Annotated in this window: 13 protein-coding genes; 4 read left to right on the plus strand and 9 right to left on the minus strand. The window is 69.7% G+C overall.

The genetic code is table 11. The annotated features are described in order from the left end of the window. Positions 1-18: 18 nt before the first annotated feature. The 4 genes from HWX58_RS01075 to HWX58_RS01090 form a co-directional block, all read right to left on the minus strand. Positions 19-426: a transferase gene (locus HWX58_RS01075; protein WP_175985131.1), complete on the minus strand. Its 408-nt coding sequence runs from the start codon at positions 424-426 to the stop codon at positions 19-21. Between the two features lie 101 nt (positions 427-527). Beyond that, on the minus strand, positions 528-1,301 hold the full coding sequence (locus HWX58_RS01080) for a DNA-formamidopyrimidine glycosylase family protein (RefSeq protein ID WP_175985133.1): 774 nt from the start codon (positions 1,299-1,301) through the stop codon (positions 528-530). Next, positions 1,294-2,208 (minus strand): EI24 domain-containing protein, encoded by a 915-nt coding sequence (locus HWX58_RS01085; RefSeq protein ID WP_250646033.1) that lies wholly within the window; start codon positions 2,206-2,208, stop codon positions 1,294-1,296. Before HWX58_RS01085 ends, HWX58_RS01080 begins: the two co-directional genes overlap by 8 nt. Before the next feature lie 40 nt (positions 2,209-2,248). Then, entirely contained in the window at positions 2,249-6,964 is a 4,716-nt protein-coding gene (locus HWX58_RS01090; protein WP_175985135.1) for an ATP-dependent helicase, read from the minus strand. Here HWX58_RS01090 and HWX58_RS01095 point away from each other — a divergent pair. After that, positions 6,963-7,376 carry a DUF6157 family protein gene (locus HWX58_RS01095; RefSeq protein ID WP_175985137.1) on the plus strand — a complete coding sequence of 138 codons (414 nt, stop codon included), beginning with the start codon at positions 6,963-6,965 and terminating at the stop codon, positions 7,374-7,376. The genes HWX58_RS01090 and HWX58_RS01095 overlap by 2 nt on opposite strands. On the opposite strand, the gene HWX58_RS01100 is transcribed toward HWX58_RS01095, so the two are convergent. Continuing rightward, the gene (locus tag HWX58_RS01100) at positions 7,369-9,075 is read right to left on the minus strand and encodes an ATP-binding cassette domain-containing protein (protein WP_175985140.1); all 1,707 of its coding nucleotides are present in this window, start codon (positions 9,073-9,075) and stop codon (positions 7,369-7,371) included. The genes HWX58_RS01095 and HWX58_RS01100 overlap by 8 nt on opposite strands. A 206-nt stretch (positions 9,076-9,281) precedes the next feature. Between HWX58_RS01100 and HWX58_RS01105 the strand changes: the two genes are divergently transcribed. Beyond that, positions 9,282-9,617 (plus strand): glycine zipper domain-containing protein, encoded by a 336-nt coding sequence (locus HWX58_RS01105; RefSeq protein ID WP_175984913.1) that lies wholly within the window; start codon positions 9,282-9,284, stop codon positions 9,615-9,617. Here HWX58_RS01105 and HWX58_RS01110 read toward each other — a convergent pair. Further along, positions 9,606-10,259 (minus strand): alpha/beta hydrolase, encoded by a 654-nt coding sequence (locus tag HWX58_RS01110; protein ID WP_175985142.1) that lies wholly within the window; start codon positions 10,257-10,259, stop codon positions 9,606-9,608. The two genes, HWX58_RS01105 and HWX58_RS01110, sit on opposite strands and share 12 nt — an antisense overlap. A 44-nt stretch (positions 10,260-10,303) precedes the next feature. Here HWX58_RS01110 and HWX58_RS01115 point away from each other — a divergent pair, with 44 nt between their 5' ends. Further along, on the plus strand, positions 10,304-10,903 hold the full coding sequence (locus HWX58_RS01115) for an NUDIX hydrolase family protein (protein WP_175985144.1): 600 nt from the start codon (positions 10,304-10,306) through the stop codon (positions 10,901-10,903). A gap of 157 nt (positions 10,904-11,060) precedes the next feature. Here HWX58_RS01115 and HWX58_RS01120 read toward each other — a convergent pair whose 3' ends face one another. Then, positions 11,061-12,131 (minus strand): threonine aldolase family protein, encoded by a 1,071-nt coding sequence (locus HWX58_RS01120; RefSeq protein WP_175985146.1) that lies wholly within the window; start codon positions 12,129-12,131, stop codon positions 11,061-11,063. 72 nt (positions 12,132-12,203) lie between these two features. Here HWX58_RS01120 and HWX58_RS01125 point away from each other — a divergent pair, with 72 nt between their 5' ends. Further along, a complete protein-coding gene (locus HWX58_RS01125) occupies positions 12,204-13,592 on the plus strand; it encodes an MFS transporter (protein WP_175985148.1) in 1,389 nt (462 codons plus the stop codon). A gap of 13 nt (positions 13,593-13,605) precedes the next feature. Here HWX58_RS01125 and HWX58_RS01130 read toward each other — a convergent pair whose 3' ends face one another. Further along, positions 13,606-14,247, minus strand: coding sequence for an SDR family NAD(P)-dependent oxidoreductase (locus tag HWX58_RS01130; RefSeq protein ID WP_175985150.1), 642 nt, complete (start codon positions 14,245-14,247; stop codon positions 13,606-13,608). Positions 14,248-14,364: 117 nt separating this feature from the next. Next, positions 14,365-15,795, minus strand: a complete 1,431-nt coding sequence (locus HWX58_RS01135) for a DUF6421 family protein (protein WP_175985152.1) — start codon at positions 15,793-15,795, stop codon at positions 14,365-14,367. Positions 15,796-15,852: the final 57 nt, after the last annotated feature.

The raw sequence follows: 15,852 nt of genomic DNA on the forward strand, positions 1-15,852 counted from the left end.
GAGATGGGTGCGCGGCGATCAGGCCGCCAGCCACAGGCCCTTGCGGTCGGTGGCGATGCGGAGCCCTGCAGCGACCGTCTCGTCATCGCCGATCTTCGCTCCACGCGCGATGCGCGCCCCCGCGCCGATGTCGGTGCGGACGCCGATGTGGGCCCCGTCTCCGACCGAGGCGCCCTGGCCGATGTGCGCATGGGCGTCGATGTACGCGTTCTCGCCGATCACGGCATCCGGTTCGATCCACGCCCCGCGGACCACTCGGGCTCCCGCGCCGACGCGGGCCCCCGGTTCGATATAGGCGCCGACTTCGACAACGGCCTTCGGATGCACCTTCGCGCCGTGCGCGACGAGACCGCGGCCGTTGACGTGCTTGCGGTAGCGCAGCGTCGTGCCCTGGTCGTCCTCGATATCGATGTAGTTCTTACCCAAGATTCCTCCCAGTCCGGAACTTCCCGGATATATCAATAACCACGGGAGTGCGCTTTTCATTCCCCATTGGGGATGAGCGGTCCCTGATGCCCGTCGAAGGCTCAGCGCTGGCAGTTCGGGCACCAGAAGGTGACGCGTTCGCGGGTCGGATCGGCTCCCTGCGCGCCGCGTCTGATGCGGGTGCCGCAACGGCGGCAGGGGCGATCCGCCCGCCCGTACACCCAGGTCGTCTGACCGGGCCTGTTCACTCCGGTGAAGGTGCGGTCCGGGCGGTCGCGGTTGGCGCGGATCGTGCGTGCGCCGAGAAGGATGAGGGCGGCCGTGTCGACCTCGGCAGCCGGTGTCGTCGGCAGGATGCCGCGCAGGAACAGCAGCTCGGCGGCGTATTCGTTGCCGAACCCGGCGACGTTGCGCTGATCGAGGAGGGCGACATGGATGCTGCGGGCGTCGCGGCCCACGCGGGCGGCTGCTTCCGCGGCGTCCCAGTCGTCGGAGAGCGGGTCGGGGCCGAGATGTCCCACGAGCTCGTCCTCGTCGCGCGTGCGCACGAGCTCGATGTCGGCGATGTCGACGCCGACGGCTTCGCGCTCGGCGGTGCCGACGATCGCGCGAGCCTTGAAGGCCGGATGACGCCATCTCTCGCCGGGACGGTAGACGAACCAGGCGCCGTCCATGCGCAGATGCGAATGCAGCGTGTACTCGCCGATGCGCAGCAGGAGGTGCTTGCCGCGTGGGACGCAGCCGTGGATCGTCTCGCCCGTGAGGTCGGCGGTCGCTGCCCGCGGCACGCGGAGGTCGAAACGGGTGACCTCCTGCCCCCCGAGCGCGTCGTCGAGACGCCGAGCGGTGCGGAAGACGGTGTCGCCCTCAGGCACGCGGACTCGCTGGGGGCGGAGGTGGTGCGGGCGGGGTCGCATTCGGCTGCGTTGCTGCTGGGATGACGGCCGTTCGCGCCCCCTGGCCGGGGGCTTCGGCGCTGGCGTCTGCCGGAGGGGGCGCAGATGGTTTGGTGCGCCGCCCCTTGGCCACCTCTTGCGCCCCCTGACCGCCGTAGGCAGCGCGTCGACGCAGATCGTGTGCGAGCAGCGTCGAGCCCGCGACCGCGGCGGGCATCGTGACGATCGCACCGAACGGTACGAGGAAGCACAGTTGCGTCGCTACGCCGAAGCCGATCACACGGGCTCGGCCCGTGCGCAGCATCCCGGATCGCGAGTGCCCCGTCACGCCGCGCGCGTCGAACGCGCGGCCGGTGAGTTCGCGGGCGAGCAGGCGGCCGTTGAGGATGACGCCGATGATGGATGCCGTGACCCCGCCGACCACCGGGATGAACCCGATCACGAGGGTGAGCAGGGCGACGAGGACTCCCATCGTGATGAGCCGGATGCCCTCGCCGACGGTCGACCAGAAGCCGGACTCGCCGGTCGGGTCCTCGCCGAGTGAGCGCTCGACGCCCTTCCAGATCCGCTGGTAGAACGGGTCGCCGATCGTGAGAGTGAGGGCGGTGAAGACCGCGGCCGACAGCGCGAGAGCCGCGACGACGATCACCGCGCCGAGCCCGAACCGCAGGATGCCCTGCCAAGGCGCCGTCCACCCGTCGGCGAACGGCGTCATCCAGTCGGTGATGTCGCCGAGCCAGATCAGCAGCGGAACGATCGCGGCGAGCAGGACCGCCCAGGCGATGAACGCGGGGATGAGACCGAGGGCGAGGAGCCTCGTGTGCGACTTCCACATGCGGAACCCGCGCAGCAGTGTGCCGACGCCGGCGGCGAACTCGCGCATCATGAGTCCAGCGTAGGCGTGTCGATGCCGGTCATCGCCCCGCCTACAGCACCTTGCGCAGGGTGAAGCCGCGCGGGGTCGCGACGAATCCGGCCTCCTGCAGAGCCGTCGCGAACGGGGTGCCGTAGATCGGCTCGCCGTTGATCTTCTCGACGGTGAGGGTGTCCAGGCGCCGGGCGCGTGCGGTGGCGACGAGATCGGATGCCGCAGCACGTAGCGCCTCCGGGTCGTCATCGAACGCGAGCACTGTGCGGCCGCCGCGTTCGAGGTAGAGCACAAGCGCGCCGTCGACGAGGACGACGAGTCCACCGGCCTTGCGCCCGGGGCGATGCGACACGCCCTCGCGCCGCGGCCACGCGAGCGCCGCGCCGTACGGGTTCGCCGGGTCCGTCGCCGCGAGGGTGATCGCGCGCAGCGGTGCGGGGTCGGGCAGGTTCGCGAAGGTGCGCAGACGGTCGACCGTCGTGGATGCCGCGAACTGCGCGGCGCCCAGCCTCTCGATGACGTAGCCGCGGCGGCAGTGGCCGGCCTCCTCGAAGCCGGCGAGGATGCGGTACGCCTGCGCGAAGCCGCCCGGCGTCCCCTCGGACTGCACAGCGCCGCGAGTGACCACGCCGTAGCGGTCGAGGAGAAGACCTGCCGATACGGTCGCCCGGCGGCTCGCAGCGGCGCCGCTGTCTGCCCGGTCGGTCATCAGCAGCGACCACCGCCCGCCCGTCGCGGTCGGTCGCGGGGGCGCGGTCGACCCACCGCTGAACGATACGCTCCCCAGCGAAACCCCGCGGAACGTTCGCGTGCGCGGTGCCCGCCGCACGGACTTGTGCGCCTGCGATCCGCCGGCGAGCAGGGTGCGCACCGGCGCGAAGGTGTCGTTGGTCACCCGTCCCGCCCATGTCAGGTTCCACAGCGCCTCGAGCACGGACTGCTCGTTCTCCGCCCCTGCCATCTCCTTGAGCTGCGAGGCGAAGTACGCGCCGCCATGGCCGAGTGCCTCCAGCAGGGCGCGCTCCAGGTCGCCGCTCCCGCCGGACGCAGAGTCGTCTGGGGCCTCCGGGATCGGCAGGGTGAACGGGGCGAGATCGGCGGGATGCAGCGACACCCAGCCGTCGCGCCCCGGCAGCGTGCCGTGCCCGGCCCACACGACTTCGCCGCTGGAGGTCAGTTCATCGAGCATCGCGGGGGAGTAGTCCCGGATCCGCGACGGCAGCACGAGAGACTCCCACGCGCTTGCCGGAATCGGCACTCCGGCGAGCTGCTCGACCACGGCAAGCACACCGTCGACACCCTCGAGCGGACGCGACAGATGCTGCCAGTCGGGCAGGAATCGGGCGTACGCCTCGGGGGCGACGGGCTCGACGCTGCCGCGGATCGCTGCGAGCGAGCGCATCCGGAGGCGTCGCAGCACCTCGGTGTCGCACCACTCGTTCTCCGTCGCACTGCCTGCGGCATCGGGCAGGAAGTAACCGCTCGTGATGCGCCCGGCCTGCTCGAGCCGCTGCAGCGTGTGCCGTGCGACGGCGGCTCCGAGACCGAAACGCGTGGCGACGGCATCCGTCGTGAACGGGCCGTGCGTACGCGCGTGGCGCGAGACGAGGTCGCCGAGCGGGTCGGCGACGGGTTCGAGGAACGCGACGGGGATGCCGGTGGGCAGGGCCGCGCCGAGCGCATCGCGCAGGCGCCCCGCGTCTTCGATCGCGGCGACATGGGATGCGCCGGCGATCGTGACGGGGATCGCGCGGCGGGCGGAGATCAGGGCGTCGAGGTGGGCGGACGCCGTCGCTTCGTGCTCATCCTCCGGCTCGAGGCGCGCGGCGACCTCGGCAGCATCGAGCGGACCGAGCGTGCGGAGCAGATCGGCGACGCCCTCGAGTCCGCGGGCACGACGCGACGGATCGAGCCGCTGCGCCTCGCGCTCGAACTGCGCGATGACCTCGGGATCGAGCAGCTCGCGCATCTCGACGGTGCCGAGCAGCTCGCCCAGCAGCGCCGGGTCCACCGACAGCGCGGCGGCCCGGCGCTCGGCGAGTGGCGAGTCGCCCTCGTACATGAACGCGCCGACGTACCCGAAGAGCAGATCGCGCGCGAATGGCGAGGGCTGCGCGGGTTCGGTCTCGACCAGCCGCACGCGGCGCTCGGCGATCGCAGTGGTGAGCCTGCGCAGCGACGGCAGATCGTAGACGTCCTGCAGGACCTCGCGCAGGGTCTCCAGGATCACCGGGAACGTCGGATGCCGCCGCGCGACCTCGAGCAGCTGCGCCGACCGCTGCCGCTGCTGCCACAGGGGCGTGCGCTTGTTCGGATTCATCCGCGGCATGAGCAGCGCTCGCGCGGCGCACTCGCGGAACCGTGAGGCGAACAGCGCCGACCCGCCGACCTCGTCCGTGACGATCTGCTCCAGCTCGTCGGCGTCGAACACGAACAGCTCGGCGCCGGGCGGCTCGGCGTCGGCATCCGGAATCCGGACGATGATGCCGTCGTCGCTCGCGACAGCCGAACCATCGACACCCAGGCGCTCGCGGACGCGGGCGTTGATGGCCAGCGCCCATGGCGCGTGCACCTTCATGCCGTACGGGGAATGCAGGATGACCCGCCAGTCGCCGACCTCGTCGCGTCCGCGCTCGACGGTCAGGTTCCGGTCGGTCGGCAGCGTGCCGGTGGCTTCGCGCTGCTCCTTCAGATGCGCCAGCAGATTCCCGCGGGCCTGCTCGTCGAGGCCGGCGTCGATCAGACGCTGCGCGGCCTTCTCCGCAGGCGCGGCATCCACTTCGCGCGAGAACGCGCCGAGCGCCTCACCGAGCTCGTACGGGCGGCCGATCCCGTCGCCGTGCCAGAACGGCACCTTTCCCGGCTGCCCGTACGCGGGCAGCACGTTAACACGATCGTGCGTGATCTCGGCGATCCGCCAACTCGTCGTGCCGAGGGTGAAGACGTCGCCGACGCGCGATTCGTAGACCATCTCCTCATCGAGCTCGCCGACCCGGCGGCCGGCGCCCTCGCCCGCGACGAAGACGCCGAACAGCCCGCGGTCGGGGATCGTGCCGCCGCTCGTCACCGCGATCCGCTGCGCGCCGGGGCGGCCGGTGAGGGTGCCGGCATCCCGGTCCCACACGAGGCGCGGGCGCAGCTCGGCGAACTCGTCGGACGGGAACCGGCCCGCCAGCAGGTCGAGGGTCGCCTCGAACGCGGAGCGCGGAAGCGACTGGAACGGCGCAGACCGCCGAACTGTCTCGAACCACTCCTCGACGCTGATGACGCCCTGCGCGCACGCAGCGACGGTCTGCTGCGCGAGGATGTCGAGCGGATTGCGCGGCACGGCGATCGCCTCGATCTTGCCTGCCAGCATCCGCTCGGTGACGATCGCGGTGTGCAGCACGTCGCCACGGTGCTTCGGGAACAGCGCGGCGCGGCTCACCTCGCCGACCTGGTGGCCGGCGCGTCCGACGCGCTGCAGACCGGATGCCGCAGACGGTGGAGCCTCGACCTGGATCACGAGATCGACAGCGCCCATGTCGATGCCGAGCTCGAGGCTGCTGGTCGCGACGACGCAGCGCAGGACGCCGGACTTGAGCTCTTCTTCGACGAGGGCCCGCTGCTCCTTCGAGACCGAGCCGTGGTGCGCCTTGGCGAGTACGGGATCGGCGCCGGCCGTGGAACCGGCCTGGGCCATCATGGCGGCCGGAGGCGCCGGTGCGTCGGGGAGCGGAACCCCGATGCGTTCGGAGTAGATCTCGTTCAAGCGGCCGGTGAGCCGCTCGGCGAGGCGGCGGGAGTTCGAGAACACGATCGTGGATTTGTTCTCGAGGATGCGGTCGACGATCGCCTCTTCGACATGCGGCCAGACCGATCCGGTGACTTCGGTGTACTCGGCCGCGTCGTCGTCTGTCGGCGGTGCACCCGGGGGCGGAGGCGGATTCGTCATGTCGTCCATGGGAACGGACACCGACAGCTCGAACGTCTTCGAGGCCTTCGGTGCCACGATCTCGACCGGCGCCGACCCGCCCAGGAATCGGGCGACCTCGTCGATGGGACGCACAGTCGCCGACAGCCCGATGCGCTGAGCCGGGGCATCCGCCCCTGCTGCCCGCCGCAGTGCGTCGAGGCGCTCCAGGCTCACGGCGAGATGCGCGCCGCGCTTCGTGGCGGCGACCGCGTGCACCTCGTCGATGATCACGGTGTGCACGCCGCGCAGGGTGTCACCCGCCCGGCTCGTGAGCATCAGATACAGCGACTCGGGCGTCGTGATGAGGATGTCCGGCGGATTCGCGACGAGCTTGCGCCGGTCGCTCGAGGTCGTATCTCCCGAGCGGACTCCGACGGTGACGCCGGGGGCGTGGATGCCGAGGCGGCGGGCCGACTGGCCGATGCCGACCAGCGGCGACCGGAGGTTGCGCTCGACGTCGACGCCGAGCGCCTTCAAGGGCGAGATGTAGAGGATGCGGGTGCCTGTGCTGTCCGCGGCATCCGCCTTCTCGCGGAACACGCTGTCGATCGCCCACAGGAACGCCGACAGGGTCTTGCCAGAACCGGTCGGCGCGACGACGAGGGCGTGCTTACCGGCAGAGATCGCCTCCCACGCTCCGGCCTGCGCGTTCGTGGGCGCGGCGAACGCACCCCGGAACCAGTCTTGTGTGGCCGGGGTGAAGCGATCGAGAACGCGGTGCGCTGAGCCTGTCGAAGAGTCACCCACACGTCCATCTTCGTGCAGGCGTCCGACATGCGCTCTCGACAATGTCCGTGCAGGGGTGGATGGTGGTGTCATGGCTGACCACACGACGAACTACAGCGGCACGTTCATCGAGGTATCCGAGGACTGTCCGATCGACCACGGAGTGGAGCCGCCGATCGCCGAGAACCTGTCGATCGCGGCGCTGCACTACCGGCTCATCTCCGAGAAGCCCTATGGCCGCACGTCCGACGACGTCATCTTCGAGACGCATGCCCTGCGCAAGGGCATCGATCCGAACGACCAAGACGCCAGAGCGGAGTTCTTCTCGAAGGGCCAGCCGTGCCTGCGGTCCTCACCGCTCGGCAAGAGGTACGGCTGGGGCACGCATCACGACGCGGAGGGGCGCGTCGCCCTGGTGCCGCGGGATTCCGAGGAGTACGCGGCGCTCGCCGCCGACCCCTCTCTCGCGCACACCAGGGCGATGCGCAGCAGCCGCGCTAAATAGTCGGCGCCACGACCTCGGTCAGGTTGCCATCGGCGTCGAGCTCGAGGATGAGATCGAGGTCGAGCCGGGCGAGGAACCCGTCGTCGTGGCTCACGACGAGCACCGCGCCACGGTAGGCGCGCAGCGCCTCGACGACCTGGTCGACCGTGTTGAGGTCGAGGTTGTTCGTCGGCTCGTCCAGGACGACGAGGTGCGGAGCGGGATCGGCGAGGAGCAGCGCCGCCAGAGCCGTGCGGAAGCGCTCGCCGCCCGACAGCGTGCCCACCGGCCGGTCGGTCGCATCACCGCGGATGAGGAACCGGGCGAGCCGGTTGCGCAGCTCCTTCTCGGGGATGTCCGGCGTAGCCAGAGCCACGTTCTCGATCACCGATCGCGACTCGTCGAGCCCGTCGACGCGCTGCGGCAGGTAGCCGATGCGGTCGGTGTGCGCTGTCACCTCGACAGAGGTTGCCGCCGTTTCTCCTGCACAACTCCGGAGAAACTCCGGATCGGTCGAGTCTGAGGCCGAATCGACACTGATCTGCGAAGAAGCTCCGGAGTTGTGCAGGGCGCCGCCCGCCACCAGCCGCTGCAGCAGCGTGGTCTTGCCGACGCCGTTGCCGCCGATGAGCGCGACGCGCTCCGGTCCCTGAATGACCCAGGATCTCTCGGCGTCGCAGATCGTCGCGATGCGGCGGCTGCGCGACACCTCGGGTTCGGGGAGCTCGATCTTCATCGAAGCGTCGCCGCGCACCCGCCGCCCTGCCGCATCGAGCGCGTCGCGCGCGATGCTCTCCTTCTCGGCGACCTCGGTGCGCAGCCTCCCAGCCGACACCTGCGCGGCCATCTTCCGCCCGTTGGCGATGATCTTGGGCACGCGCTTCTCGACGTGGGCCTTGTTCGCGACCGTGGCGCGTCCGGCGAGCTTCGTCTCGGCCTCGATGCGCTGCCGCTTCTCCTTCTTGAAGGCTTGCTTCGCGTCGCGTTCGGCCTGCACAGCGGCGCCCTGCTCGGCATCCAGCCAGGCCCGCCATTCCGAATACGGTCCGCCGAACACCGTCAGTTTGTGCGCGTACAGTTCGGCGGTGGCATCCATCAGCTCGAGAAGCGCCACGTCGTGACTGACGACGATGAGCGTGCCCTTCCAGGCGCGCACCATCGCCGCGAGCTTCGTCCTGGCATCCCGGTCGAGATTGTTCGTCGGCTCGTCGAGCAGCGTGATCGACGCACGGCGCAGCCGGATGCCGGCGATCGCGACGAGCACCGCCTCACCGCCGGACAGCTCTCCGATCCGGCGATCGAGGAACGTCGGATCGAGCCCTGCTCCGGCTAGAGCTGCCTGTGCGCGAGCCTCGATGTCCCAGTCGTCGCCGACGGCGTCGAAGTGCTCGGGGTCCACGTCGCCGCCCGCGATGGCGCGGACGGCGTCGAGCGCCTCAGCGATGCCGAGCAGGTCGGCCACCCGCCGATCTGTGTCGAGCGTGAGTCGCTGCGGCAGGTAGGCGACCTCGCCCGAGGTCGTCAGCGACCCCGACGTCGGCGCGAGGTCGCCGGCGATCAGGCGCAGCAACGTGGACTTGCCGGAGCCGTTGCGGCCCACGAGGCCTGTGCGCCCGGCGCCGAACGAACCGTCCACGCCGGCGAGGGCCGTGGATCCGTCCGGCCAGGTGAAGGTGAGTCGGTCGAGCGTGACCGAGGAGTGAGGGGTCGATGCCTGCATGCGTGTCTCCGTGTTGTGCGGGTGCACTGACACCGGTCGCCCATCGACGCCGAGAGACGGCGGAGGCGGAACCGCAGGGGAAGGAGTCGTGTCAGCGCGCGGAAAGATGGGCGCGGGAGCGACGACTCAGATCAATGAACTTCCAAACACGGCGGACAGGACTCGTCGATGCTACCCGGGCGTGTCGCATCGTGCAACACCCGGGCGTGTCGGATCTCCGTCGTGCGGCGGATGCCGTCGCCGACGCATCGCCGTACCGTGGAGACATGGGCGACGAGCAGATGAGCGGTCACGAGGTCCGTCAGCGGATGAGCTGGGGGATCGGAATCGCTCTCAGCATGGGCGCCGGCGTGGCGATGGGCTCCGCGCTGGACAACATGGGCGCCGGGATCGCGATCGGCGTCGCCATCGGGATCGTGTTCGCCGTCGCGTTCGGCGCAGCCGGGAGCCGGCGGCGTGCCGCGGATGACGGCGGGGGTGCCGACGCGGAGGAGCCGGACGACGATCAGACCGGCGACGACGAGCCCGACTCAGCTCGCTGAGTCGTCCCGCCACTTCTCGAGGAACACCCGCACGTCGGCGAGCTCTTCCTCCGAGACGCTGTGCGTGAGGCCGGGGTAGACGCGGCCGGTGAGATCGGCGTGATCCGGGAGCCACTGCGACGTGTGGTCGATGAGCGGCTGCGGGATGACGTCGTCGTGGGTGCCGCGACCCCAGAAGACATGCGGCCTCGTCGTCTGGATTTCTTCGTCACCCGGGAGGTCGCCCGGTGTCGCGTACCCGCTGAGCGCGACGATCGCACCGAAGCGCCCGGCATCCAGCCTCATCGCCTGCAGAGACACCGCGGCGCCCTGCGAGAAGCCGAGAAGTGCGATCTTCGGGGCCTCGGCGGCGTGCTCGTCGAGCCAGCGCAGCAGCGCCTCGGCCGCGGCCGTGGTTGCGGCAGGACTCCGACCCTCGAGGCCCTCGATGGGATACCAGGACCGGCCCGACATCGGAAACGGCGGGGTCAGGGGCGCTGCGACCGAAGCGACCGCGATCCCCTCGGGGAGGAACGGGCGCAGCGCGAACAGATCGTTCTCATCCGAGCCGTAGCCGTGCAGGAGCACGAGAAGGGGCAGGCCGTCGCGGTCCGCGGGCGCCCAGCGCGTGGCATCCGCATCGATCGTCAGGGAGTCGCTCACGCGTCCATCCTGCCAGCGCAGACCGACACTGGTAGAAATGGAGCATGGCGGTGCGCACACCAGATCCAGACCCCGACGGCGAGGGCGACGACCTCTCGCAGTTCAGCGAGCCGCCGGCCGGTGCGGGCAACCCCGCCTGGCTGAGCGAGTTCGAGCTCGCCGAGGCGCGGCGTCGCCTGCCGATGCTGTACGTCGAGGCGATCCCCGTGCGGACCGACGGTACCGGGCAGGTCACCGAACTCGGCATCCTGCTGCGATCGACCCCGCTGGGGGAGATGACGCGCACGATCGTGTCGGGGAGGGTGCGGTTCGGCGAGACCGTCCGCGACGCGCTCTTCCGCCACATCGAGAACGACCTCGGACCGATGGCGTTCCCGCTCCTGCCGCCGCAGCCGGTGCCGTTCACCGTCGCCGAGTACTTCCCGATCCCTGGGGTGAGCGCGTTCCACGATGATCGGCAGCACGCGGTCTCGCTTGCATATGTCGTGCCGGTGACGGGGACGTGCGAACCGCGTCAGGATGCACTCGAGGTCACCTGGTTCTCGCCGGAGGAAGCGGCGTCCGACGCGCTCTCCGACGAGATGGAGGGCGGGCGCGGCACGCTGATCCGCAACGCCCTCGCGAGCCTCGGCCTGCTGCGCTGACGCCCGCACACGGTCTGGCGCGCTCGCGCTTACGCCTCCCGCGCTCGTCGATCCCCGCTTATTTCATCGAGACGGGGTTTGCAGCACGAGACGGATGCTGGTGGCACGGGTTTCATGCTGCAAACCCCGTCTCGTGATCAAAGGGCGGCCGTCGCTCCTAGGCGCCGGTCGTCAGCCGCCCCAGCGCCTCGATGAAGGCGTCGACGTCGGACTCCTGCGTGTCGAAGCTGCACATCCAGCGGACCTCGCGGCGGGCGGCATCCCAGTCGTAGAACCGGAAGACCTCGCGCAGCTGGTCGGCGACCCCGGCCGGAAGCGTCGCGAAGACGCCGTTGACCTGGGTCGGCTGGGTGAACTCGACGCCGCGGATCGTGCCGGCGGCGAGACCAGCCTCGATTCCGGCGCGCAGACGCGCGGCCATCGCATTGGAGTGGCTGGCGTTGCGCTTCCAGAGGTCGCCCTCGAGCAGGGTGATCAGCTGCGCCGACACGAAACGCATCTTCGACGCGAGCTGCATCGAATACTTCCGGCTGTAGATGAGCCCGTCGGATGCCTCGGGGTTCAGCACGACGATCGCTTCGCCGAGCATGGCTCCGTTCTTCGTGCCGCCGAAGCTGAGCACGTCGACGCCGACGTCGCGCGTGAAGGCCGCGAACGGCAGGTCGAGGGCGGCGGCGGCGTTCGAGATGCGCGAGCCGTCCATGTGCAGCTTCATACCGCGCTCGTGCGCGTGCTCGGCGAGGGCACGGATCTCGTCCGGTTTGTAGAGCGTGCCGAGCTCGGTGGACTGCGTGATCGAGACGACCAGCGGCTGTGCGCGGTGCTCGTCGCCCCAGCCCCACGCCTCGCGGTCGACGAGCTCGGGGGCGAGCTTGCCGTCGTGGGCCTCGACGGTGAGCAGCTTCATGCCGCCCATGCGCTCGGGGGCGCCGCCCTCGTCGACGTTGATGTGCGCGGTGGATGCCGCGATCACCGCGCCCCAGCGCGGGAGCATCGACTGCAGGCCGACGACGTTCGCGCCGGTGCCGTTGAAGACGGGGAACGCCTGGATGCCGTCGCCGAAGTGGCTGCGGAAGACCTCCTGCAGCCGCTCGGTGTACTGGTCCTCGCCATAGGCGATCTGGTGGCCGTCGTTCGCCGCGGCGATGGCCGCCAGGACCTCGGGGTGGATGCCGGAGTAGTTGTCCGATGCGAAGCCCCGGATCGCGGGGTCATGCAGTGTGCTCACCGGACAAGCCTACTTGCGAAGTTTCGGGGGAACCCCTGTCCAATGTCGGTCCCCCGAATTAGTGTTCTCGGCATGGAACGCACAGCCGCGAGGCGAGCATTCGTCGGCGTCCTCGTCAACACGTTGATCGCGAACGTGACGACGAGCTTCCTATGGTTCGCGCTCACGTTCTGGGTGTACATCGAGACCAGATCTGTGCTCGCCACGGGCATCATCGGCGGTGCGTACATGCTCTTCGTCGCCGTCTTCGCGATGGTGTTCGGAACAGTCGTCGACAGGCACCGCAAGCACGCCGTGATGCTGCTGTCGAGCATCGTCTCCGCCGTCGCGTTCGGCGTCGCAGGGGTTCTCTTCGTTTTCTTCACGGAAGAGCAGATCCTCGATCTCGGCGCCCCGTGGTTCTGGGTGTTCGCCGCGGTCATCCTGTTCGGCGGCGTGATCGAGCAGCTTCGCAACATCGCGCTGTCGACCACCGTGACGCTGCTCATCGAAGAGGACAAGCGCGCCAACGCCAACGGCCTGGTCGGCACGGTGCAGGGCATCGCGTTCCTCGTGACGAGCGTTTTCTCGGGGCTGTCGATCGGCTTCCTCGGCATGGGATGGACGCTGGTGATCGCGATCGTCTTCATGGCTGTGACGTTCGTGCATCTGCTGTTCGTCCGCATCCCCGAGGAGGAGCCGCAACCCGACCCGAACTCGTCCGGCGCGCTCGACTTCCGCGGCAGCGTGCAGGCGATCCGGATGGCGCCGGGGTTGTTCGCCCTCATCATCTTCTCGACGTTCAACAACCTCATCGGCGGCGTCTACATGGCGCTGATGGACCCCTACGGTCTGACGCTGTTCAACGCGCAGCTCTGGGGCATCGCGCTGGCCTTCGGCTCGACGGGCTTCCTCATCGGCGGGGCGCTGGTGGCCAAGTTCGGGCTCGGCAAGCGGCCGGTGCGCACCATGCTGCTCGTCGTGATCGCGATGGGCCTGCTCGGGGCGGTCTTCATGCTGCGGGAGTGGTGGCCGCTGTACGTGGTGGGGATCTGGATCTACATGATGCTCGTGCCGCCGGTCGAGGCGGCTGAGCAGACGGTGATCCAGAAGGTCGTGCCGTTCCGGCGGCAGGGGCGCGTGTTCGGCATGGCTGCGGCGATGGAGGCCAGTGCCGCCCCGATCACGGCGTTCCTCATCGCCCCGATCGCCGAGTTCCTCATCATCCCGTTCATGGACAGCCCTGCCGGTCAGCGCCAGTGGGGCTGGCTGCTGGGCGAGGGTGAGGCGCGCGGGATCGCCCTGGTGTGCCTGTTCGCCGGGCTGATCATGGTGGTCGCCGCAGGGCTCGCGTTCTTCACGCGCTCGTACCGCAAGCTCACGCTGCTGTACGAGCAGGCTCCGGAGCAGGAGATCCCCGACGGGTCGGGGGCGGATGCCCCACCCGTCGTTCCCGGCATCCCGCCGGGGCGCCGCGACTGAAGCCGGGCACGGATCAACCCAGGTTGATCACGTGATCGTTCAGGTCGTCGGCGGGGGAATCCCATAGTCCAGTCGCAGCCGTCGCGAGCACCTCCGGTTCGAGCGCCTTCGCGCGGAAGACGACGGATGCCGCACGCAGCGGCGTCTCGGCATCCCGCGCGCTCTTCGCGAACCCGTGCGCCACGGCGCGTGCCCATGCCTCGCTCGCCGCCTTGACCGCCGCGTAGTTCGCGCCGCCGGCTAGGGGACGGGCCACCGCGGTGGATGACACGATCGCGAAGCGTCCGGCATCCGACGCCTGCAGCAGCGCATCGAACGCGCGCGACGTCGCGCGCACGGCCTCGAGAGCCGGCATGAGGGCGGCGAAGTCCTCGTCGGATTGTCCTCCGAGTCCGCCGCTCCCACGCCAACCGCCGACGAGCGGGAACACCCCGTCGACGGCGCCGAGCGCCCCAGCGAGTCTTGTCATGTCTTCGAGTGAGGTCGCATCCGCGACCACGGCCTCTGCGCCGGCATCCCGCACGGCGGCGAGTCCGGACTCCGATCGTCCGGTCGCGATCACGCGGGCACCGGCATCCACCAGCGCCCGCGCGATCGCTTTCCCCGCAGCGCTCGTTCCTCCGGCGAGCACGATCGTGCGTCCCTCAGCAGTCATCGCGCGCCTGCCTCGTCGCGGCCGAGCGCGAATTTCGCAGAACGACAGCAATCACGCACGAATCGCGCGGAAACATGCGAAGTCGCTGCAGTTCTGCGACGAACGAGCACGCCCTCGTCACCCATCGGTGCCGCGGATCCCCGACGTCGACGCGATGACGTCGCGCATCTTCTTCTCCAGCGCCTCGAAGAACATCGACAGCGGGAACTCGTCGTCCAGCACCGCGTCGGTGTAGCCCTTGGGTGCGCCGGCGAGCACCTCATCCGGCAGCCCGCGGGCCCAGACGGATGCCGGGTTCGGCGCCACCACAGAGCTGACGAGCTCGTATGCGGCAAGCCAGTGCGCGGTCTTCGGGCGGTCGATCGAGCGCCAGTACAGGTCGTCGATCGCCTCTCCGAGCGCGATCACGGCCTCCGGAACCCCGTCCCAGTCGAACGCCAGCCGGGTGTCGGTCCAGTGCAGCACGCCGCGCTGGTGCAGCCAGGCGAACAGCAGCTGCCCGCCGAGCCCGTCGTAGTTGCGCACACGCGACCCGGTGATGGCGAAGCGGAAGATCCGGTCGAAGATCACGGCGTACTGCACGAGGCCCGCGTGCTCGAGCATCTCCTGCTCGGTGGCGGTCAGGTCATCGCCTTTCGACAGGCTCAGGGACCGAAGGCGGCGCTGGATCGCGACGGACTCGCGGAATGCGGTCAGGTCGCAGCGCAGCTCCTCGAGCGAATACAGGAAGAACGGCATCCGCTGCTTGATCATGAACGGGTCGAAGGGCAGGTCGCCGCGCATGTGCGTGCGGTCGTGGATGATGTCCCACATCACGAACGTCTTCTCGGTGAGGTCCTGGTCATCCAGCATCCGCGCCGCGTCTTCGGGCAGCTCGAGCTTGGTGATCTCGGATGCCGCGCGCACCACGCGGCGGTAGCGGGCTGCCTCCCGGTCCTGGAAGATCGCGCCCCACGTGAACGGCGGGATCTCCCGCATCGCGACGGTTTCGGGGAACAGCACGGCCGAGTTCGTGTCGTAGCCCGGGGTGAAGTCGATCAGGCGCAGTGAGACGAACAGCTTGTTGCCGTAGTCGCCCGCCTCGAGCTCGCCGATGAAGTCCGGCCAGATGGTCTCGACGATCAGCGCCTCGACCAGTCGGTCGCTCGACCCGTTCTGGGTGTACATCGGGAAGACCACGAGGTGCCGGATGCCGTCGACCCGGTGCTCCTGCGGCTGGAACGCCACGAGTGAGTCGAGGAAGTCGGGAACATCGAAGCCCGATGCGGCCCAGCGGTCGAAGTCCGTCACGAGTGCGGACAGGTATGCGGCGTCGTGCGGGAACGCGGGGGACAGGGCACGGATGCCGCCGACCACGACGCCGCGCGTCGCCACGTCGCAGAGATCACCGCCGGCATCCGGGATCGACCCGTCCTTGACCTGCAGGTCGCGGATCGCGACGGCGGCGTCCTTCAGCATCCGCCACGCGGCACTCGACTCGGCGTGCGCAGCGTCCTCGACGACCTCGGGCTCGCCGATGATGGCGGTGTTCTGCAGGGGAGTGGTCATCGGGACCTCCGATCCGTGACGTGGCGGAAAATATCCGGCGAAAGTGCGTGAGTACCG

It is taken from the genome of Microbacterium tenebrionis (assembly GCF_903645325.1).
Classification (GTDB): domain Bacteria; phylum Actinomycetota; class Actinomycetes; order Actinomycetales; family Microbacteriaceae; genus Microbacterium; species Microbacterium tenebrionis.

Excerpts from the sequence above, each read along its gene's own strand:
- HWX58_RS01085 (WP_250646033.1), bottom strand. The coding sequence starts at position 2,208 with ATGATGCGCGAGTTCGCCGCCGGCGTCGGCACACTGCTGCGCGGGTTC.
- HWX58_RS01095 (WP_175985137.1), top strand. The coding sequence starts at position 6,963 with ATGGCTGACCACACGACGAACTACAGCGGCACGTTCATCGAGGTATCC.
- HWX58_RS01090 (WP_175985135.1), bottom strand. The coding sequence starts at position 6,964 with ATGACACCACCATCCACCCCTGCACGGACATTGTCGAGAGCGCATGTC.
- HWX58_RS01100 (WP_175985140.1), bottom strand. The coding sequence starts at position 9,075 with ATGCAGGCATCGACCCCTCACTCCTCGGTCACGCTCGACCGACTCACC.
- HWX58_RS01115 (WP_175985144.1), top strand. The coding sequence starts at position 10,304 with ATGGCGGTGCGCACACCAGATCCAGACCCCGACGGCGAGGGCGACGAC.
- HWX58_RS01125 (WP_175985148.1), top strand. The coding sequence starts at position 12,204 with ATGGAACGCACAGCCGCGAGGCGAGCATTCGTCGGCGTCCTCGTCAAC.
- HWX58_RS01130 (WP_175985150.1), bottom strand. The coding sequence starts at position 14,247 with ATGACTGCTGAGGGACGCACGATCGTGCTCGCCGGAGGAACGAGCGCT.
- HWX58_RS01135 (WP_175985152.1), bottom strand. The coding sequence starts at position 15,795 with ATGACCACTCCCCTGCAGAACACCGCCATCATCGGCGAGCCCGAGGTC.